Raw genomic sequence first — 19,665 nt, 5'->3', positions numbered from 1 at the left:
GTTCTCGTTTGAATATAAAGGTTGAAGGACAGGAGGTCCTGGGTATGTCACACGCAAAATTAAGTTAGGACCACTCTATGACCATCAAGAACCTGCTGCGAATAGCCTTTGGCGTGACTATTGCCGTTGCTGCGTTATTACTGTTAATTGTGTTGTTGCTTAAGCAGAACCTGGCTGACAGTTTTGAAGCTGCGGAGTATCGCTACCAATCCAGCCACCTGGCCAAGTTGTCAGCCACCAACTCTTCCATGTTAACCATGTTGGCCAGACATTATGTGGTCACCCTGGACAGCCAATATCTGAATGCATACAACCTGCTGGTGGAACAGATTCAGGGCAATGCCAAATGGGACGACGGACAAACCACCGGGTATCTGGATCGGTTAAGGGCTCTGGGCATCAGCAGTGATGAGTTGGTCTATCTGGAAGAATCAAATAAGTTATCCATGGCGTTGGTTAATACCGAAGTGGCCGCTTTTGAGCTGGTTGAGCCCTTCAGGCATAAAGACATCACCACCTTGGATGACAGCGAGCGGCAAAGCTGGCTCAAAGCAGTGGATATGTTGCATAACCAGGCTTACGAACGGGAAACCAAAAAAATCAAAGCGCCGGTAGAGAAATTCATTCTTGCCATCGACAAATCGTCCCAGCAGGCCTTGGATAACACCCAGGCCAGTGCCGACAACTTCAGTATGCTCAGTGTACTGGCGGTGGTGGTGATTATTGCCATGTTGATCCTCTGTTACTGGTGGTTGGAAAAGCGCGTGGTGCACACCAGCCGTTCGCTGATCGCCAAGGCCGTGCGGATAGCCGAAGGGGATCTGACCGAACAAATCAGTATGCCCGGCTCTGATGAACTGGCACAACTGGCGGCAGCATTTAATCTGATGATAGACAAGCTCAGTGAGTTGCTGGGCAAGATACGCTCTCAGGCTGAATTGGCCAGCAAAGCCTCAGCGGTGCTGAGTGATATTGCACAAAAGTCGGCGGCGTTAAGTGAAGAACAAAATAATGCCATTGAGATGATTTCCAGTTCGGTGTACGAAAATTCCACTGCGGTAAAGGAAGTGGCACAAAACTGCAATGAGGCGGCTGATTCGGCGTCACGGGCCGATGATATGACCACCAGTGGCCAGCAAACGGTAGTGCAGAGTGTTGGTTCTGTTGAGCAGGTATCGGAAGTGTTGCGCTCCGCCACCGAAGGTTTACAGGATTTGCAGAGTTCAGTGCGGGACATGGCAGCGATACTGGATGTGATAAACAATATTGCTGAACAAACCAACTTGTTGGCTCTGAACGCCGCCATTGAGGCCGCGCGTGCCGGTGACCAAGGGCGTGGATTTGCCGTGGTGGCTGACGAGGTAAGAACTCTGGCGCAGCGTACCCAACAGTCCACCACCGAAATTCAAAGTAAAATCGACGCTTTGCAGTCAGTGACCAAATCGGTTTCTGAGCGTATTAACAACAGTGATCAAAATGCCCGTCTGGCCGTGGATAATTCCCAGAAAGTGGGGGAAATGCTGTCAGATATTCAGGCACTGGTAAAACATATCAACGATATGAATCTGTCTATTGCCGCAGCCTCGGAGCAACAGGCCAAGGTGTCCGATGATATTGCCGAGCGGCTGATTATTATTCGTGATGGGTCGGAAGTGGCTAACCAGCAAAGCCGCTCTGTGTCATCTTCATCCGGGGAGTTGCTGAATATTGCCAAAACCCTTACCGAAGAGGTCAACCGATTCAAATTAAGAGCCTGAGGTTGTATGAATAAAGAATATCAGAGCTTTCGCGAGTTCTATCCGTACTATCTGAAAGAGCACCGTAATCTGATTTGCCGCCGCTTGCACTTTATCGGCTCCTGGTTGGTGCTGGCGCTACTGGCCTATAGCCTGCTCAGCGGGGTGCTTTGGACGCTGCTGCTGGTGCCTTTGGTGGGCTATGGATTTGCCTGGGTAGGGCATTTCTTTTTTGAGCATAACAAGCCGGCGACATTTCGTTACCCTTTGTACAGTCTGATGGGGGACTGGGTGATGTTTAAGGATATTCTGCTGGGGCGCTTAAAAGCCTGAATTGCGGATATTGTCTGCATTATACTGGCAGTCAACTTGTTGTTTTCGGCGTGACAGGCACAAGGCTTTGCCACGCCGAAGAGGGTATCAGAACTGATAGCCAAACTGCAGGGTCAGACTGCGACCCTGTTCGGTATAAATGCTATACATGCCCACAGGCCCGAAAGACATATCGGTGGAATAGTTGATGGTGGTTTTATCGGTCAGGTTTTTGCCTAATAAAGCCACCGACCAGCCGTTCACATAATCGGCTAGCGCGACCCGCAGATTAATCTTGTTGTAGCCGCCCTGGGCGGTAAAGGGGTTTAAGTCATAATTGGTGTAATGCATGGATTTGAACTGATTCTGCAGATTCACCTTCAGCTCCATGCCGTCGCCGACTTCCACTATGTAATCCAGATCCACCGAGCCGGACCATTTAGGGGCAAAAGCGCCGGTTTTACCGGATAAGTCGCAGGACTGACCGTCGGCTGCCATATTATCCGGGGTATACATCAGGCTGTAGAAACACTTAGCGCCTTTGAATTCGTCCCAACTGAAGTCCAGCCAGGCCAGGTTGCCTGACAAACGCCAATTATCAGCAAATTGCCAGCGCCCATCCATCTCCACCCCGCGGCTGGTGGATTTACCGCCATTCTCAACGAAAAAGCCAGCAGTGCCGTCAAAGGTGGAGGTTTGCAGATCTTCAAATTCCATATTGAACAAGGCCAGATTCAAATCAGCGCTGCCATCATCCAGAGTCAGCTTGGCGCCCAGCTCATAGGCCACCACCGACTCGTCTTCAAACTCCCAGTCCCTGGCCACATTGGCCCGGGCATCAAAGCCACCGGCTTTGGTACCGGTGGACACTGCACCATACAGCATGCCGCCGTCGAACTTATACTTCACATTCAGTGCTGGCGAAAAGGCCTTTTCGGTGCGCTCACCCTTTACTCCATGTTGTTCCAGTTGCAATTCACTGGCCAGAATACCCAGATAGATGTCGGACGGAAGTTGTTCGGGCAGCCCCATGGCCTGCAACATATCCGGTACATTGACCAGCGCCTGCCCGGCTATGGCCTGTCCGCTGGACAGCTCCACCAACGTCAGGGTGCGACTGCCTTGTTTGTCTTCCTGGGAGTAGCGCAGCCCTAAGGTCGCCTGCCAGTTGTCACTGAAGCTATAGTCAAACTGGCTGAATATGGCCCAGGTATCTGAATCATTCTGGTAATCACGCGGCCCCAGCGCATTCAGGGGGTAGATTCGATACGCCTCAGCAAAATCCAGCTCAGAATCCTGATAGTAAGCACCGGCAATAAAATTCAGTGGTCCCTGCCAGTCGGACGTCAGTCTTAGCTCCTGACTGAGCTGGCGATATTCTTCATCATTGTACTGGCGATACACCAGCGGGGCTGGGCTGTCATCGCCGTCACTGGTGAGGGCCAAGTCATAGCGTTGCCAGCCAGTGACGGACGTCAGGCTGAGATCGCCAAGTTGCCATTGCACGTCAAGGGTCAGGTGATCGGCCTGATAGTCGGTGCCTTCGTCTTCACCCAGCTCGCGCAGGCCTTTTTGGGTGACATCGTCTAAAACATATTGGCGTGGGTCGCCAAAGTAATCCGGCAACTGTGCTGTGCCGTTTAAATATACGGATTCAGCGACGGGCTGGGCATTGCGTACCCCGTCTGAATCTTCACGGTCAAACTGATAGCGAAATAATACCTCGATGTCATCGGCTGGCTGCCAGGCCAGCGACACTCTGCCGAGCAGGGTATCTCTGGCGACTTCGTCACGGTTCATCAGGTCGTTGCGCAAAAAACCGTCTTCGCTAATGATCTTTACCGCAATGCGCCCTTGCAGGTTGTCTGTCAGGGCATTACCAACTGCCCCTTCCACGCTGTAGCCATTGTCCAGCTCATATGCACCATGCAGATAACCGCGCAGATCGTCTGTGGGTCTGGCGGTGACAATATTCAGCGCCCCGGCGGTGGTGTTTTTACCGAATAAGGTGCTTTGCGGGCCGCGCAGCACTTCTATACGCTGGACATCCAGAAAACTGCTGCGCATCAGCTGCGCTCGGCCGCGATAAATGCCGTCTACGTAAGTGCCGACGGTCTGCTCAAAGCCCTGGTTGGAGCCAGATCCCAGGCCTCGCATATTGATGGCAAAGCCCTGGCCGGTTTGGCCTACCGAAAAGTTGGCGATATTACTGGAAAGCTGCTCTGCGGTGCTGAGATTGTTATCGATCAGCTTCTGTGCCGGGATGGCGGTAATGGAAATGGGTACCTCTTTGACACTCTGGCTACGCTTTTGTGCCGATACCATAATCACTTCCAGCGCGCCTTCGTCAGCCGGTTGGGCATCCTGCGCCCAGGCCGGAGCCAGGGCCAGACTGGTGGACAGTGCCACAGCACTGAATTTCAAACTAACGGGCATGGCGGATTCTCCTGCGTGCGTCCGGCCAGAGTGGTCGGTATGTTTTGTTGGACACTCGTCCAATTTAATTTCTGAGTAGTGGGTATGTCAATGATTTGTTATGGATTTGTTGTTGGGCACCGGCATAGCCTGACGGAGAAAGCGGCTTGACTGGTCCTTGGGGCTTGGATAACGTCAGACTTTTGTAACAGACAGGATACGGCATGACAGACAAGGCGGATAAAAAGGCAGCTAAAAGTGAAATTACCCGCAGCAAAATACTTGAAGCTGCGCTGGATCTTATTGCCGAGGGAGGCCTTTCCGCATTGTCTCACCGCACTATTGCCAATCGCGCCGGGGTCAGGCTGTCACTCACCAGTTACTACTTTGGCACCCTGGACAAACTGGTGGAAGCGGCCTTTGATCGTTTTGTCGAGCAAACCCAGCCGTATCGTGACAAAGTGCGGACCAGTATTGATCAGCAATGTCAGTTGCCTGAAGGGCAGATAAATGCAGCACAGATGACGTTACTGACCGAGCAACTGGCTGATTTTCTGACTCAGCATATTCAGGCCGGGGTCACGCAGCGACGCCGAGAGCTTGGGGTGGAAAGCCATTTTGTGTATGCCTTTAACATTGCCCCGCCGCTGGCAGCCAAGATTCAGGCCTTTACTCATATGCAATTACAAATGATTGAGTCGGTTTGCCAGCGTTTTGGCAGTGCTATGCCCTGGCAGGATGCTCATCTTATCCTTGCCGCCATCAGCCAGATGGAGTTTGCCCATGCCAATGGTGGCCGGGAATTCGATGCCGCCTTTGTGCATCAGTGCCTGAAACGCTTATTTGGCTGTTTATTTAGTGCAGAAAAAATACACTAAAGGCATCAGCATAGGCTAAATACAGCCATTGCATATATTCTCCTTAGAGCAAGAGAGCAAGAGAGCAAGAGAGCAAGAGAGCAAGAGAGCAAGATACTGAGCGGCCCGCCAACAAGGCAGCTAGTCTTTGTATTCCATTATTGTTGGGCTTAAGCCCAACCCACAGTGGGTCGGAATTTATTCCGACAGCAAAACTCAGATTTAACAACTTATTGACAAGCCATCCGCCAATTATGTAATTTGGACGTTCGTCCAATAAATGTTTTTTGCTGAGGCACTTATGCTCCTGCCCGCCAGACGCATCATGCTGATGATTGCCAGCTTGACCGCCTTCGCCGCACAGGCTCAGGTTACACCCGAACAGATGCAACTGTTGGGTACTAACTGCCTGCAATGCCATGCCATGCCGCATACCGGTGCACCATTGCTAGGCGATACAAAAGCCTGGCAGGCGCGTTTGCAAAAGGGCCGCGAACAGCTCCTGATAAACAGTATTGAAGGGATTGGTGGCATGCCGCCGATGGGCTATTGCAGTTCCTGCACAAAAGAGGATATGCAAGCCCTTATCGACTTTATGCTGGGTGATGCCGGGGAGGACAGTGATGCACAATAAATCTCAGGCACAAATTAGCCGACGCACTATGCTAAAAGGCCTGGCAGCCGGGGCGGCCTTGCCGCTGACCGGTTGTTCACGCAATCCTGCTGCGCCGCAACTGCAAGCACCTTTTGTGCCGGGTAAGTCTTTGCCCTGGATCAATTGGGGTAAAAATCATAGCTGTTATCCGGCTCAGCGCCTGGCGCCGCGCAACGAAGCGCAGTTGCTGGAAGGGCTAGTTAACGCCAAAGGTACGGTCAGGGCCGTTGGCTCCAGCCACGCCTTCAGCGCATTAGTGCCCACCGACGATACCTTACTGACTACCGACTATCTGTCCGGCCTGATTAGCCATGATGCCGAAAAACAGCAGGCGCAGGTGTGGGGCGGTACCCGATTACACAATCTCGGGCCGTTACTGGAAAGTGTCGGGCTGGCCACGGTGAATCTGCCGGATATGGATTATCCATCGCTGGCCGGCGCTATTGCGACGTCCACCCATGGCACAGGTAAAAACTTTGGCTCTTTGTCCACACAAGTGGCGGGACTGACCCTGGCGACCCTGGATGGGCGATTGCTGGATGTCAGTGCAGACCGTCATGCGGATATCTTTAAGGCGGCATGCACACATCTGGGCGCCTTGGGTATAGTGACACGCGTTAACCTGCAATGCCAACCCGCCTATCAGTTGACCGAGGTCAGCCAGGTTGAGCCGCTGGAACAGATGCTGGCCGAGCTGGACCAGCGAATGGCGCAAAACCGCAATTTTGAGCTTTTCGCCTTGCCCTATTCGCCATTGGGTATCTCTGTTACCACGAATGAGGCAAGCGCCGGTGATGCTAATCAGGGCGAAGACGACCCAGGTGCATTGAACCAGCTTCGGCAGGTATTTGAATCTGTTTCCTGGCTGCCCGGGGTAGGGGAATCGCTTTATGCCTGGTTGCTGGAAAAGGCCTTCGGTGGCAACCCGCCGGTGATCCGCAGCGGCGCATCCTATCGCGTACTGGCGCATGCCAGAACCACGCGTTTTTGTGAAATGGAATACTCCATACCAGTGGAAGCCGGGCCTGCATGCCTGCGTGAGGTTTTGGCAACCATTCAAAAACGCAGGCTACCGGCCTGTTTTCCCATCGAATATCGCCACGTCAAAGGCGACGATATTATGTTGTCCATGTATCAGGGGCGGGACAGTGCGGTATTGTCTATTCACCAGTTTGGCGACCTGGACTACCGCCCCTTCTTTGCCGAGATTGAACCCATTTTCCATCGCTACGACGGGCGGCCGCACTGGGGTAAGATCCACACACTGCAAGCGCCACAGTTGGCGGCCCTATACCCTAAACACTGGCAAGACTTTCTGGCCCTCAGGGAAAGTCTGGATCCAAGCGGAAAACTACTGAATACGCATCTGCAACAGGTATTGGGAGTCATTAGCTGATGACAAGCAGAAGAACCTTTTTAAAAGCCGGTGTCGGTGCTGCAGTGCTAGGCGGAGCCTGGCTGGCCAAACCCTGGGACAGTGCCGCTGCCGCGGATGATTATTTTAATGGTATATCGGATGTTTTGAATCGCGCCGCCATTAGTCATCCGTCGTTGCTGGTGGATCTGGACAGGTTAGATAGCAACCTGGCAGCACTGAACCGCTTTTTTCAGAAACAGCCGGATAAAACTTACCGCATCGTGGTGAAATCACTGCCTAGCCCGGCCCTGCTGGATTACATTGCCGAACGCACCCATACCCATGCCTATATGGTGTTTCACCTGCCTTTTTTACAGGCTCTGGTCAAGCGCCAGCCTGACGCCGACATTCTGTTTGGAAAACCTATGCCGGTGGCCTCGGCCAGGGCTTTTTACCAGTCTTTTGACCAGACTCAACAGGATTTTGTGCCACAGCAGCAGTTGCAATGGCTCATCGATAGTCTGCCCCGGCTGGAGCAGTACCTGCAACTGGCCAAAACCCAAGGGCAGAGGTTGCGGGTCAATTTTGAGATAGATGTGGGTTTGCACCGCGGCGGCTTTAATCACCCCGGTCAATTCCGCCAGGCCCTGGATTTGGTGGCGGCCAATCCAGAGCATCTGCAATTTGCCGGCTTAATGGGGTATGACGCCCATGTCAGCAAACTTCCCGGCTTTTTAGGTGAGCGTGAATTTACCCGGGTGCAGGAAAAATATCAGGGATATGTGGAGCAAATTCGCCAGGCGTACCCGCACTGGCTTGAACAGCGGTTGTGCTTTAATGGCGCTGGTAGCCCAACGTTCTTGCGTTATGGCCAGGTGGAGTGGGTCAACGATCTGTCGGTGGGCTCCTGCCTGCTTAAACCGGCAGATTTTGATTTACCTATACTCAATGAGTTTAGTCCGGCCGCCATCATCGCCACCCGGGTGTTAAAAAAGCAGCCCAATCTGGGCGTACCAACCCAGGAATGGCTGGGAGATTTGGCAGCCTGGTGGGATCCTAATCAGCAGGTAAGCTTTTTTATCTATGGCGGCAAATGGCTGGCCACGCCCTGGTCACCGCCGGGACTGACTTTTAATGGCCTGTACGACAGCTCCAATCAGCAAGGTTTAAGCGGCTCCAGGCAAGTGCCACTGGAAGTGGATGACTGGGTCTATCTGCGGCCATTGCAAAGTGAAGCGGTGTTGTTGCAATTTGGCGATTTACTGGCCATATGCGGCGGCCAGCTAGTGGCCCGCTGGCCGGTACTCGCTGGCGACTAAAAGCGTCTCGCTGTGGTGACATCGTATTAGTTTAAAAAAATACCAGTAACCACAGAGGCACAGAGAACACAGAGTGTTAGAAGATGTGGTTATCCGCGGGCTTCTCTTTGCGGCCTTAGCGTCTTTGCGAGAAGGCACTAGTATTCACCGCCGAGGCGCAGAGAACGCAGAGGTTTCAGGGGCATAGATTAAAAGACCTCCTGTTTTTCTCTGAGCCCTTTGCGGCTCTGCGGTAAGAACGTATCAGTTTAAAAATACAAAAAACCACAGAGGCACAGAGATCACGGAGTTGTCTAAGGGAAGATGGTTCTGCTGGCTTCTCTTTGCGTACTTAGCGTCTTTGCGAGAGGCCTTTGTTATTCACCGCCGAGGCGCAGAGAACGCAGAGATTTCAAGGGGATAGATTAAAAGATCTCCTGCTCTTCTCCGTGTCCTCTGTGGTGAAAACGAATTAAGTCAAAATATAAATAACCACAGAGGCACAGAGAACACAGAGTGGTTGAGGGTGGGTTACCGGCGGGCTTTTCTTTGCGGCCTTAGCGTCTTTGCGAGAGGCCTTTGTTATTCACCACAGAGGCGCAGAGTGGTTGAAGGTATTGTCACTCTGATGGTTCTGGTTTGTTAGCCTCATCCGGGGGCGTTCACCCCCAGTCACAGTCGCTCACTTTATCATTTTCAGCAGTTTCATTTTTCCGGCACTGAATGGCGGGTAGCGCCAATTCACATCAAACCAGGTGCTGCGTTTCATTACGGCCTTTAAATGGCTGAAGGTGTCAAAGCCCCAGCGGCCATGATAACGGCCCATACCGCTATTACCTACGCCACCAAAGGGCAGGTCTGGATTGGCCATAAACATCATGCCGTCGTTGATGCACACGCTACCGGCACTGGTACTTGTCAGTATCTGCTGCTGCAATGACTCTGAACGGCTATACAAATACAGGGCCAGAGGCTTGGCGCGCTGGTTTATAAAGTCGCTGGCCTGGGCAATGTTATCCAGGCTGACAATTGGCAGGATGGGGCCAAAAATTTCTTCCCGCATCAGTGGGCTGTCGATGGCTGGATTGCGCACCAGGGTAGGTGCCATATAGCGTTGCTGCTCGTCGACCTGACCGCCGAATATCACGTCCTGATCCTGCAGGTAAGATTGCAGCCTCGCCAGGTGACGTGGGTTGATAATGCGTCCGTAGTCGTCACTGTCTGCCGGGTTGTGACCGTAGAAGACGGTGATTTTGTTCTGAATGGCCTGGATTAATTTGTCAGCAAAGGCGTGTTCCACCAACACATAATCCGGGGCCACACAGGTTTGCCCGGCATTCATCCATTTACTCCAGACAATACGTGCCGCAGTTACATCTAAATCGCAGTCACTGGCGACGATACAGGGGCTTTTACCGCCCAGTTCCAGGGTTACCGGGGTCAGGTGCTCAGCGGCGGCTTTCATAATAATTTTGCCGACGGTTTCCCCGCCCGTATACAGGATATGGTCAAACTGTTGTGTCAGAACATCAGTGGTTTCCTGCACCCCGCCTTCCACCACCGCATAAGCCTGTCGGTCCAGATAGCGGGGCAGCAGCGAGGCAATCAGGGCGCTGGTGTGCACGGCCAGTTCTGAAGGTTTCACCACGGCACAGTTGCCCGCAGCAATAGCGGCCACCAACGGCGCCAGCAGTAACTGAAAAGGGTAGTTCCAGGCACCGATAATCAACACCACGCCAAGGGGCTCGGGTTGCAGCCAACTGCTACCGGGTTGCGCCACCATGGGGGTGGACAGTTTGCGTGGTTTAGTCCATTTTTGCAGATGTTTGAGACTGTGGTTAATGTCGTCTTCCAGAAAGCCGATTTCGGCCAGCCAGCTTTCCTGTTCAGCTTTGCCCAGATCCAATTTCAGCGCCTGCACGATGTCCTGCTGGTGGGTCTGGGTCATACTCAGTAATTGCTGTAACTGATGGCGGCGCCAGTTCAGCGGCTTGGTTGCGCCACTGCGATAAAAACTTCTCAGACCGGTTACCAGGTTCGCCATTTCCACAGACATAGTTGTCTCCGCAGTTCAAACAGGTGTTTACATTATGCTATTCCCTGCAATGGAACAAGTGGCGGGTAACTGTTATTGGTCTTATGTCCAATTACTTGTCTGACAGAAAGGCCGCCGCGGCTTTAGCCTGCTGTTTGTCCTCTTGCAGTGTCAAGCATGCATCAGAGCGGGTCAGCGCCTTACTGGCATGATGAAGGGCCGCTTCACGCATTCCGGGCACAGGGCAGTCAGCCAGCGATGCCAGGGTTTTCTGCAGTTTAAGCACCACTTCGATACAGCCGGCACCATCACGGCCAATGGCATTAAAGGCGTCGTCGAACATTTCCATTATGGCCAATTGCGGGACCTGAATTTTATCAAATTTACAGGGTGCAAGTGCTTCCATCGGCAGTGGTTCGCTCCACTGGCTGAACAAACGGGCGAAACTGGATAGTACGTCAATGGCGGTGCCAGGGTCGTTAACTGCCGGGGACAGGGCTTTACATGCCACCTGCGACAGCACCACCAGACCAAACCTGGGGTCCTCAATAAAGGTCCGGCTCCTGCCCAGTACAAAGGCATTCTGTAAGGCACTGACACAGCTTTCATCTAATGAGTTGGCGCCGCTCACTTGTAAAAGCACCTGGCCTGGGAAAACAAAACTGCCCGGTACCACCTGTAATCTGACGATGGCCTGTTGCAGCTCAGCCTGCTTTTGTAAGCTGGCCATTTCAATACGCTGAATATAGCCAGGGCTGCTGGCATGAATGTCTACGAGCGGGCCGGATAATTCCCCTATGGCAATGCCGCCTAACAGCGGCGCTTGTTTGCGGTGAGCCAACGCTTTGGCGGTGGCTGCCTCTATTTTTTCTATGGTGGAATTAACCCGGCCCAGTCTGGCGATACGGTCAACCCAGTGTACAAAAGTGACAATCACCGCGGCTAATACCAACAGCGTCATGCAAAACAACACAAAGTGGCCGCCTTGTTGATAAAAGTTGTTTTTTACCGCCACTATGGCCACAACGCTGAAGATAAAGGCGCCGATAAAGGTGGCCAGCGCGTTTTGCGACACATCATCGGCAATCACTAACGCAAAGGAACGCGGGGTGGCACTGGTGCCGGCACTGGCATAAGCCGCCACCATAGAACCGACACAGAAGGTTGCAATCACCAGCATGCTGGATGACATGATCGACAACAGGGTTTCCAGGCTGTCACGACTGATGGTGGGCAGGTAAACCGCCAGGCCGCCGCTACCCAGCCACTGGGCGGTAAATGCAGCAATCACCGACAGCAGACACATTAACAGTGGGCGCACCCACAAACGTTCAGACAGTCGGTTGGCCCAGAATGTCATACGGCTGACCATGGTGCGTCCTTATGGCTGGAGAATATGCGTCGCAGCATAACATAAACACAAGGCCCGCCATTGCGGGCCATGCACACTGCTGGTTACAGATGGGTTTGCAAAAACTGCAAATAGGCCTGTTGCGCTGTGATACGGTTGGCCTTGCTGCGAAAGCCATGGCCTTCGTCGGCGAACAACACATATTCCACCGGCACATTATTCGCGCGTATGGCTTCCACCATTTCGTCGCTTTCTACCTGCAATACTCTGGGATCATTAGCGCCCTGCACCACCAACACCGGGTGTTTAATCTTATCTGCATGGAACAACGGAGAAATGCGGGTTAATCGCTCCTTATCGGTGGCCGGATCGCCCAGTTCGTCATACAAAGCCTGGCGAAAACTTTCCCACCAGGGCGGAATGCTTTCCAATGTACGTACCCAGTTCGTTACGCCGAAAATGTTGATGCCCAGCTTAAACTCATCGGTAAAGGCCATGGCGGCCATGGTCAGGTAGCCGCCATAGCTACCACCCATCACCGCGATGCGTTCGCCATCCACCCAATCCAGACTTTGCAGATACTTTTTGCCATACACTATGTCCTGTAAGTCGTCCTCGCCATGGCGTTTGTCATCCAGATGAAAGAAGGTTTTACCATAACCCGATGACCCGCGGTTGTTTACCCCAAGTACTGCATAGCCATGATTGACCAAGTGTTGAATCAAGGCGCTGTATCCTTTGCGGGTTTGTCCGCCCGGTCCACCATGAATAAAGAGTATGGCTGGTACTTTATGGTTGGCGCTGGCCTGCTGCGGTTTAAATTGAATGGCGGGGATAGTCAGGCCATCGAAACTCGGGTAACGCACCACCTCGCTGCTGACCAGATTGGCAGCATCAATGTGTGGATTTAGCGACTGACTCAGCTGTTTGGCCGCTGGGCTGCCAAGCTGCCAGCTAAACAGGTTAGATGGGGAAATATCCGAATTGACGTAAAACACCATGTGCTGTTCGTCACGGCTGAAGTTCACACCGCGTAGATCGCCTGCTGGCAGGGTTGGTAACAGTAATTGTTTGCCACTATGGGTGTCCAGAATAGACAGCTTGGTCTGGGCATCGGCATTAACCCCGACAACCTGATAACGACCGTTTTTTGAGAAGTACACAAAGGATACATCCCAGTTATCGGCATAGTGCAACTGGCGGTGGCCGGACAACAGGTTATAGGACCAGGCCTGGGTAAATTCCCCCTGGGCGTTGCTACCGTAAATTAACTCATCGCTGTCTGGGGTAAAGCTAAACACGGTGTGACTCACTCTACCCTGGTGGGGGGTGATATGCAGAGGTGGTGCGGCAGGCTGTTGCAGGTTAGCCACATAAATATCGTCATCGGCATTACTATGCACTTTCATCAACGCCAGCCAGTTTCCATTGTTACTGATGTCGCCCAGCTCCCAGCCCTGAATGTTTTCAAACACCATAGTGCGACCGTAGTCTTCGCTGTCGTAACGGTACAGATCAAAAGCCTTGGCATCCCGTTCATTGGTGGCCACATAAAAATGAATATCGTCCTGATGCCAGCCCATAAACTGCGCTTTGAGCTTTTCCCCTGGGGTGATATCCCGGCTACTGCCGTCTTCTTCCAGCACATAGAGATGATGCAGCTCGTTACCGCCCTGATCTGAGGTATAGAGTGCGCGGTTATCCGCGGGGAACCAACTGACAGCGCTGATGGCATTGGTGTTGGAATGGGTTAACTGAGTAGGCGCACTGCCATCCAGCGGGTAACTGTAGACATTAAATACCCCACTGGCATCACTGCTGACCAGCACCTGGCTGTTGCTGTGGTTGATGGATGAGCCATACAGCGTCACCGTATCAAAAAAGCTTTGCGCGCTGTATTGAGGGATTTGCACAGGTTGTACTTGTACGGCATTGGGTTGGGGTGCTGGTGTTTTGGTGCTCTGACAGCCGACCAGCAAGGCCGCACTCAAGCAAAGGGCAGACCAATAGTGACGGGGTTTCATAGTGATCCTTGTATTTTTTGCAGTTCCACAAGGTTTTGTATAAATACTGACCGGCTTAGTCAAGCTATTGCTGTCTGAAAATAAAACTTGCCTTAGTGTAACCTTTGGGTATCATTTGTTTATCTTGGGTATCAAAGGTTACCCAGGGGTATCAAATAACAACATTATTGAAAAGGAAACAGAATATGCCAAATAAAGCCACTTCCCTCTATGAACGTGAGCAACAGTATCTTAAGCGTAATGCCATCTGCAGCCTGGTTATGGCTGCAGTGCTGGTTATTGTCTGCCTGGATAAATGGTTTGATATTGCATTCGCCAACTGGTTATATGCGGCCACCGTACTGGCAGCGCTTGTTTGTATGTTAGTCACCATACGTGATTGCTTTGGCAATATTAAAACGGCCGTCTGGTACGGCGAATTTCAGGATGAATTTGCCAACCACCTTCATCAACGTGCCTGTAAGCATGCCTTTCTGATGATTTCGATAGCACTGGGGGCGACCTTTGGCGCTACATCAGGCGACAAACTGGTTTCCGGGCAAGGTATCAGCGCAGCATTGGGTGCGGTGTTGCTTATTGCCTATGCACTGCCTGTACTGAAAGGCTTGAGGGCCGAGAATGAATGAGCAACTGGACAACCATATTCACAAGCTGCGTACCCAGCGTAAGGTGTCGCAGCAGGAACTGGCTGATGCCATTGGCGTATCGCGCAAGACCATCAGCACAGTGGAAACCGGGCGCTTTACACCCTCGGTGGTCATTGCCTTAAAAATGGCCCGTTTCTTTGATGTGCCGGTTGAGAGTATTTTTACCCTGATGGAGTAGGCTGCTACGCCATCAGGCAATTCTCAAGCAGGTGGGTCTTCAATCTGGTTTAACAGCTCGAGATATTTACCTTCCAGGAATTCCTTCTCGCGCTTGATATGGTATAGCTCCTGCTCTTTTTGCGATAGTTTGTCCTGTGCTTCCTTCGATTGCTGCTTAAGCCTGCCCAGTTCAGTTTGATTTGGTGCAGACTGAATCAGGCGTTGATTCAGTCTGGCCACTTCATCGCGATATTTGTTGGCCATTTCTTGCAGGCGCTCGCGTTCCATGGCGAATTGCTCATTGGCCTGCTCAAACTCCTCGTATGTAATGCTTTCAGACATATCTTGTTGTAACTCTTCAACTTTAGCGCGTATCTGAGCATTCTCTCTGGTCACTTCATCCAGCTTGCTAAATTGTTCAAAGAGTTTTTGTTTGGTTTGTTTGAGGCGACTCTGGCTTTGATCCAAGTCTGTACGTAATTTACGGATTAAGGCATGAGATTTTTTTAAATTGGTCGTCAACTCTTCCAGTTTCTGGTCTTGCTCGGGATTGCTTGCTTGGCTGTCACCCTGGCTATCCAAGCGGATATCCCGCGTTTGTTTTTCCAGAGACTCATGTACTTTCAGTACTTCGCTGAGCAATTCTGCCTGGCGGTTAAAGCGCTCGAGGGCGTTATCCACGGCGGTCTGACAGAAAGCCAGGGCCTGACTGACCGCCTGATTATCCTGGCGCTGAGTTTGACCAAACAACAACCGGCATTCGCGAATAATCATCCAGATAATCACAAACCAGCCGCCAATGGTCAGTAATCCCAAATCAATAGCGAGAATTTTCCAGACATCGGAACGAAACAAGTTTTCAAGTGACCACATGTGTTTACATTTTTAATATAGGGATAAACGATAGAATATGGATATTAGCGTTATTTTTGCTTATGGGAAGGTAAAAAAAGTGCATATAATGTCGCCCAGTAGTTAATTTTGTGTATGTTGTTTTGAAGATCCTAATCGTTGATGACAGCGCGGCAATGCGGGCAATAGTACGTCGGGGCCTGGAGAAATTCGGTTATCGTACGTTGCAGATTGAACTGGCCAGTGGTGCTAAAGAAGCCTTCGAAATGATCGGTAAATGGCAGCCTGATATTTTGTTATCTGACTGGCATATGCCGATGATGTCTGGCCTGGAACTGCTGCAGGAAATCAATCGCCGTCGCCTGCCCATCAAGGTGGGGTTTGTCACCACCGAGAATAACCAGCAACTGGTTGGCCAGGCCATGGCCGAAGGTGCCAAATTTATTCTGAATAAGCCGTTTGAAGATGCCGCCCTGCACAAAGCGTTGTTGCCGCTGGTACAAGGGGCCGAAGAATCGGAAAGCATGCTCAACAATCAGACCGGTGTTGACCATGGGGTTGCCCTACCTAATGCCCGGCAGCTACAGACTGTGCTGCAAGGTATGTTCAGTGCTGAAGTCACCTTTACCCCTGTTGAACCCTTAGCCTACTCGCCAGAGTTGTTGCCACTGTTACTGGCCTTATTTGAAGACCCTGATACCCGCAAAATAAGAGCGGTGGGCATTCTTGATTTACACGGTACTTATACCTTGGCAACGGCAAAATGCCCGTCATTACTGGCAGAGATCAGTGGCATGCTGGCGGATAAAACCGTTAATAAAGCCATGATGGACCAATGCCAGGAAATTATGTCCAGCGTGGCCATGACGCTGCTGGATAAGCAAACCCGTAAAAGCCTGACGCTGAAAAACCTGAGCTTTGTGCCCAAAACGTTCAGCAAAATGGAACAAATTTATGCCAAACCTCAGCACTTGCGTATGGACGGCTTAGTGCATATTAAAGGCTTGGGGCAGGGGCGACTGAGCATTGTCAGTACCCAGGTTGGTCGTCCGGCCAGACGCCAGGTATCCTGATCTTATTAACCTGAAACTTTGCACCTCTGTGGTTTTTTATGCTTTTGAGCAAATTTATTTTCACCACAGAGACACAGAGGTCACGGAGAAGAGCAGGAGATCTTTTAATCTATGCCCTTGAAAACTCAGCGTTCTCTGCGCCTCGGCGGTGAATAACAAAGGCTTCTCGCAAAGACGCTAAGACGCAAAGAACAGCGCGCAGAGTGGCCATAACCCCCAACCACTCAGTGTTCTCCGTGCCTCTGTGTTTTTTTATGCTTTTGAGCAGATTTATTTTCACCACAGAGACACAGAGGTCACGGAGAAAAGCAGGAGACCTTCACTTTATGCTATTGAAAGCTAGGTATTTTTCATACCTCGGCGGTGAATTAATTAACGCTTCTCGCAAAGACGCTAAGGGCGCAAAGAACAGCGCGCAGAGTGGCCACAACCCCCAACCACTCAGTGTTCTCCGTGCCTCTGTGGTTTTTTATACTTCTGCGTCTCGGCGGTGAATAACAAAGGCTTCTCGCAAAGACGCTAAGGCCGCAAAGAAAAGCCCGCCGGTAACCCACCTTCAACCACTCTGTGTTTCTCCGTGCCTCTGTGGTTTTTTATGCTTTTGAGCAAGTTTATTTTCACCGCAGAGCCGCGGAGGGCCCAGAGAAAAACAGGAGATCTTTCAATCTATGCCCTTGAAAACTCAGCGTTCTCTGCGTCTCGGCGGTGAATAACAAAGGCTTCTCGCAAAGACGCTAAGGGCGCAAAGAACAGCGCGCAGAGTGGCCATAACCCCCAACCACCCTGTGTTCTCTGTGCCTCTGTGTTTTTTGGTATTTTTTAACTGATGCGTTGTTACCAGGAAAGGCGGGCGACCACGCGTTTTTCATCGGCGTGCAGTGAAAACGACCAGCCATTACGCTCACACAATCGTTGTACAATACCCAGCCCCAGACCATAGCCCTGCGGTGACGCCTCGGTCGGCATATGTTGCTCATCAGCCTCACCGCCAAGTTGGTTGGTGATTAACAGCTCATGCTCTTTAATGCGAATCGTGATGGGCCCCTGGCCGGTGAGGGTATGCTCGAACGCATTACGTACCAGATTATTCACTGCGATAGCAAAAGCCTGCGGATGGCCGCTGATGCTTGGGTTAGCCAGATGATCGACGTCAACATCGATCTGCTTGCGACTTAGCAGATGGCGCTGCTGGTCTATGGCGTTGCTCACCAGCGGCGTGACGAAAAACTGCTGGTGATATAAGCCGTCGTCAGTTTCGCGGGCCAGGCATAAAAACATGTCAATGGTGGTTTTCATATCAAGGGTGGCTCGGCGCACCCTATCCAGCGCTTTTCTGTCGCTGGATGATAATTCGCTGTGTTCCAGCAGCTCAAGTGCGCCGGTAATAACAGTGATAGGCGTGCGCAGCTCGTGGCTGGCGGAACTGGTAAAGTAGCGTTCCCTGGTTACAAAAGCGCTGATACGTTCAAGCGTTCTCTCAATGGTTGCTGCCAGTACGCCAACTTCATCATCGCCAAAGCGGCTGGATTCTATGCGTTTGTAGTCTTCAGCCGACAGGTGTTGTACGTCGATTTCTGCCACTTCGGTGGCCAGCTGCGCCACCGGGGCAACTGCCTGGCGCATGACCAGCACACCCAGCCCGAAACCCAGCACACCAAGGGTACCCACAACAGCGCTGATCACCAGCAGCAACCACCAGTCCTCTGACGATGCCGCCTCAATCCCGGCAACGTCGAACACCACAAAGGCCCGTTGTTGATTGTCGCCAGCGATGACCGCCACATGCAACTCTTCGGCTTCGAATTCGTATAACCCTTCCGCCGGATTTGATTGTGCCCATGCCTGCAGCGATGTCGGCAGGCTGGTAACCGTATCGTAGCCGCGCAGATTCGCTGGTATAACGGGATAGCTGTTGGCGGCAACCTGCAACTGCTGGGTTAGCACCCGATCTTCACTCAACCTGATGGCGGCGAAGAATGCGAATCCCCAGGCCAAACTGAGTACCGCAACGCAGATGGCAAAGGCAATGGCGACACGCTTGCGTAAACTGTGGCGATACATTTTGAGAGGCTGTGGTTTATTCAGGCCCACTAAACTTCACTCCTGTTGCCTTGCCGGGCAATAAAATGACCGCCAGCAGAGTGCGCATATAAAAGATACACGGCTTCTATTCGTCCTCTGCAATGCGATAACCAATACGATGCACGGTATGAATAAGCGGGCGCTCAAATGGCCGGTCGATAGCCTGACGCAACTTATACATATGCGAGCGCAGCGCATCGCCGTCGGGGCGTTCGTCTGCCCACAACAAGGTTTCAAGTTCATCGCGTGCCACCACAGACGGTGCCTGCTCCATCAGGCGCTGTAGTAATTTCATGCCCGCAGGGTTAAGATCAACCTGCCTTCCTGCCCGACAGACCTGTAGTGTCGATTTGTTCAGCGTTAGATCCGCCACCATTAACAGACAGTCGGTTTTGCCGTGGCTACGTTTGTACAGAGCCTGCAGGCGCGCATGTAGCTCCTGTAAGGCGAAAGGTTTTACCAGATAATCATCGGCGCCTGCCGCAAAGCCTTTTAGTTTATCGTCGAGGGTGTCTCGTGCCGTGAGCATCAGCACCGGTGTTTCGATTTTGGCATCGGCACGCAGCTTGTGGCAGAAACTCAGGCCATCCATGCCCGGCAGCATCAGATCCAGCACTATCACATCGAAGGTATTGGTTAACGCCAGGTACATGGCGCTGATGCCGTCATAGGCAAAATCCATCACATAGCTATGCTTTTCAAGATAGCCGGCAATGTTCTCGCATATGTCGCGGTTGTCTTCGACAATCAGCACCCTAACCGGTGCTACACCAAGCGCATGTACCATAGGCTGTTGCTCCTAACCAGGCCCC

16 protein-coding genes are annotated in these 19,665 nt (G+C 52.0%); 9 read left to right on the top strand and 7 right to left on the bottom strand.

Translation table 11 applies throughout. From position 1 onward, the window contains the following. The first annotated feature begins 77 nt into the window (after positions 1 to 77). Together ABD028_RS00910 and ABD028_RS00905 are read left to right on the top strand one after the other, a co-directional pair. Positions 78 to 1,757: a methyl-accepting chemotaxis protein gene (locus ABD028_RS00910; RefSeq protein WP_343840608.1), complete on the top strand. Its 1,680-nt coding sequence runs from the start codon at positions 78 to 80 to the stop codon at positions 1,755 to 1,757. A gap of 6 nt (positions 1,758 to 1,763) precedes the next feature. Then, complete coding sequence (locus ABD028_RS00905; RefSeq protein ID WP_343840605.1) at positions 1,764 to 2,069, top strand: Mpo1-like protein; 306 nt, start codon at positions 1,764 to 1,766, stop codon at positions 2,067 to 2,069. An 87-nt stretch (positions 2,070 to 2,156) separates the two neighbouring features. Here the strand turns inward: ABD028_RS00905 and ABD028_RS00900 are convergent, their stop codons facing one another. Continuing rightward, positions 2,157 to 4,484: a TonB-dependent receptor gene (locus ABD028_RS00900; protein ID WP_343840602.1), complete on the bottom strand. Its 2,328-nt coding sequence runs from the start codon at positions 4,482 to 4,484 to the stop codon at positions 2,157 to 2,159. 203 nt (positions 4,485 to 4,687) lie between these two features. On the opposite strand from ABD028_RS00900, the gene ABD028_RS00895 reads away from it, so the two are divergent. The 4 genes from ABD028_RS00895 to ABD028_RS00880 all read left to right on the top strand — a co-directional run bounded on the left by ABD028_RS00895 (position 4,688) and on the right by ABD028_RS00880 (position 8,651). After that, the gene (locus ABD028_RS00895) at positions 4,688 to 5,341 is read left to right on the top strand and encodes a TetR/AcrR family transcriptional regulator (protein ID WP_343840599.1); all 654 of its coding nucleotides are present in this window, start codon (positions 4,688 to 4,690) and stop codon (positions 5,339 to 5,341) included. A gap of 280 nt (positions 5,342 to 5,621) precedes the next feature. Then, positions 5,622 to 5,954: a c-type cytochrome gene (locus tag ABD028_RS00890; RefSeq protein WP_343840596.1), complete on the top strand. Its 333-nt coding sequence runs from the start codon at positions 5,622 to 5,624 to the stop codon at positions 5,952 to 5,954. Continuing rightward, positions 5,944 to 7,371 (top strand): D-arabinono-1,4-lactone oxidase, encoded by a 1,428-nt coding sequence (locus ABD028_RS00885; RefSeq protein WP_343840594.1) that lies wholly within the window; start codon positions 5,944 to 5,946, stop codon positions 7,369 to 7,371. Before ABD028_RS00890 ends, ABD028_RS00885 begins: the two co-directional genes overlap by 11 nt. Continuing rightward, positions 7,371 to 8,651, top strand: coding sequence for an alanine racemase (locus ABD028_RS00880; protein ID WP_343840591.1), 1,281 nt, complete (start codon positions 7,371 to 7,373; stop codon positions 8,649 to 8,651). Before ABD028_RS00885 ends, ABD028_RS00880 begins: the two co-directional genes overlap by 1 nt. Positions 8,652 to 9,312: 661 nt before the next feature. Here ABD028_RS00880 and ABD028_RS00875 read toward each other — a convergent pair. The 3 genes from ABD028_RS00875 to ABD028_RS00865 all read right to left on the bottom strand — a co-directional run bounded on the left by ABD028_RS00875 (position 9,313) and on the right by ABD028_RS00865 (position 14,040). Continuing rightward, complete coding sequence (locus ABD028_RS00875; protein ID WP_343840588.1) at positions 9,313 to 10,686, bottom strand: aldehyde dehydrogenase family protein; 1,374 nt, start codon at positions 10,684 to 10,686, stop codon at positions 9,313 to 9,315. A 91-nt stretch (positions 10,687 to 10,777) separates the two neighbouring features. Then, a complete protein-coding gene (locus ABD028_RS00870; protein ID WP_343840585.1) occupies positions 10,778 to 12,037 on the bottom strand; it encodes a DUF2254 domain-containing protein in 1,260 nt (419 codons plus the stop codon). Between the two features lie 83 nt (positions 12,038 to 12,120). Beyond that, positions 12,121 to 14,040, bottom strand: coding sequence for a S9 family peptidase (locus ABD028_RS00865; RefSeq protein WP_343840582.1), 1,920 nt, complete (start codon positions 14,038 to 14,040; stop codon positions 12,121 to 12,123). Positions 14,041 to 14,225: 185 nt separating this feature from the next. On the opposite strand from ABD028_RS00865, the gene ABD028_RS00860 reads away from it, so the two are divergent. Next, positions 14,226 to 14,666, top strand: coding sequence for a hypothetical protein (locus ABD028_RS00860; protein ID WP_343840579.1), 441 nt, complete (start codon positions 14,226 to 14,228; stop codon positions 14,664 to 14,666). Then, the gene (locus tag ABD028_RS00855; protein WP_102796475.1) at positions 14,659 to 14,865 is read left to right on the top strand and encodes a helix-turn-helix transcriptional regulator; all 207 of its coding nucleotides are present in this window, start codon (positions 14,659 to 14,661) and stop codon (positions 14,863 to 14,865) included. The genes ABD028_RS00860 and ABD028_RS00855 overlap by 8 nt, the downstream gene beginning before the upstream one ends. Before the next feature lie 23 nt (positions 14,866 to 14,888). Here ABD028_RS00855 and ABD028_RS00850 read toward each other — a convergent pair whose 3' ends face one another. Beyond that, positions 14,889 to 15,719: a hypothetical protein gene (locus tag ABD028_RS00850; RefSeq protein ID WP_343840573.1), complete on the bottom strand. Its 831-nt coding sequence runs from the start codon at positions 15,717 to 15,719 to the stop codon at positions 14,889 to 14,891. Between the two features lie 122 nt (positions 15,720 to 15,841). Between ABD028_RS00850 and ABD028_RS00845 the strand changes: the two genes are divergently transcribed. Further along, the gene (locus ABD028_RS00845) at positions 15,842 to 16,771 is read left to right on the top strand and encodes a response regulator (protein ID WP_343840570.1); all 930 of its coding nucleotides are present in this window, start codon (positions 15,842 to 15,844) and stop codon (positions 16,769 to 16,771) included. An 834-nt stretch (positions 16,772 to 17,605) separates the two neighbouring features. Here the strand turns inward: ABD028_RS00845 and ABD028_RS00840 are convergent. Next, on the bottom strand, positions 17,606 to 18,862 hold the full coding sequence (locus ABD028_RS00840; protein WP_343840568.1) for a sensor histidine kinase: 1,257 nt from the start codon (positions 18,860 to 18,862) through the stop codon (positions 17,606 to 17,608). A 76-nt stretch (positions 18,863 to 18,938) separates the two neighbouring features. Beyond that, positions 18,939 to 19,640, bottom strand: a complete 702-nt coding sequence (locus ABD028_RS00835; RefSeq protein WP_343840566.1) for a response regulator transcription factor — start codon at positions 19,638 to 19,640, stop codon at positions 18,939 to 18,941. Positions 19,641 to 19,665: the final 25 nt, after the last annotated feature.

This window comes from Bowmanella denitrificans, assembly GCF_039522935.1.
GTDB classification, from domain to species: domain Bacteria; phylum Pseudomonadota; class Gammaproteobacteria; order Enterobacterales; family Alteromonadaceae; genus Bowmanella; species Bowmanella denitrificans.
This window is presented reverse-complemented; position numbering and strand designations above follow the sequence as displayed.

Bases quoted from the DNA above. Each gene is read 5' to 3' on its own strand.
- ABD028_RS00860 (WP_343840579.1), top strand. From the start codon at position 14,226: ATGCCAAATAAAGCCACTTCCCTCTATGAACGTGAGCAACAGTATCTT.
- ABD028_RS00885 (WP_343840594.1), top strand. From the start codon at position 5,944: ATGCACAATAAATCTCAGGCACAAATTAGCCGACGCACTATGCTAAAA.
- ABD028_RS00855 (WP_102796475.1), top strand. From the start codon at position 14,659: ATGAATGAGCAACTGGACAACCATATTCACAAGCTGCGTACCCAGCGT.
- ABD028_RS00900 (WP_343840602.1), bottom strand. From the start codon at position 4,484: ATGCCCGTTAGTTTGAAATTCAGTGCTGTGGCACTGTCCACCAGTCTG.
- ABD028_RS00905 (WP_343840605.1), top strand. From the start codon at position 1,764: ATGAATAAAGAATATCAGAGCTTTCGCGAGTTCTATCCGTACTATCTG.
- ABD028_RS00835 (WP_343840566.1), bottom strand. From the start codon at position 19,640: ATGGTACATGCGCTTGGTGTAGCACCGGTTAGGGTGCTGATTGTCGAA.
- ABD028_RS00870 (WP_343840585.1), bottom strand. From the start codon at position 12,037: ATGGTCAGCCGTATGACATTCTGGGCCAACCGACTGTCTGAACGTTTG.
- ABD028_RS00910 (WP_343840608.1), top strand. From the start codon at position 78: ATGACCATCAAGAACCTGCTGCGAATAGCCTTTGGCGTGACTATTGCC.
- ABD028_RS00895 (WP_343840599.1), top strand. From the start codon at position 4,688: ATGACAGACAAGGCGGATAAAAAGGCAGCTAAAAGTGAAATTACCCGC.
- ABD028_RS00880 (WP_343840591.1), top strand. From the start codon at position 7,371: ATGACAAGCAGAAGAACCTTTTTAAAAGCCGGTGTCGGTGCTGCAGTG.
- ABD028_RS00850 (WP_343840573.1), bottom strand. From the start codon at position 15,719: ATGTGGTCACTTGAAAACTTGTTTCGTTCCGATGTCTGGAAAATTCTC.
- ABD028_RS00890 (WP_343840596.1), top strand. From the start codon at position 5,622: ATGCTCCTGCCCGCCAGACGCATCATGCTGATGATTGCCAGCTTGACC.
- ABD028_RS00865 (WP_343840582.1), bottom strand. From the start codon at position 14,040: ATGAAACCCCGTCACTATTGGTCTGCCCTTTGCTTGAGTGCGGCCTTG.
- ABD028_RS00875 (WP_343840588.1), bottom strand. From the start codon at position 10,686: ATGTCTGTGGAAATGGCGAACCTGGTAACCGGTCTGAGAAGTTTTTAT.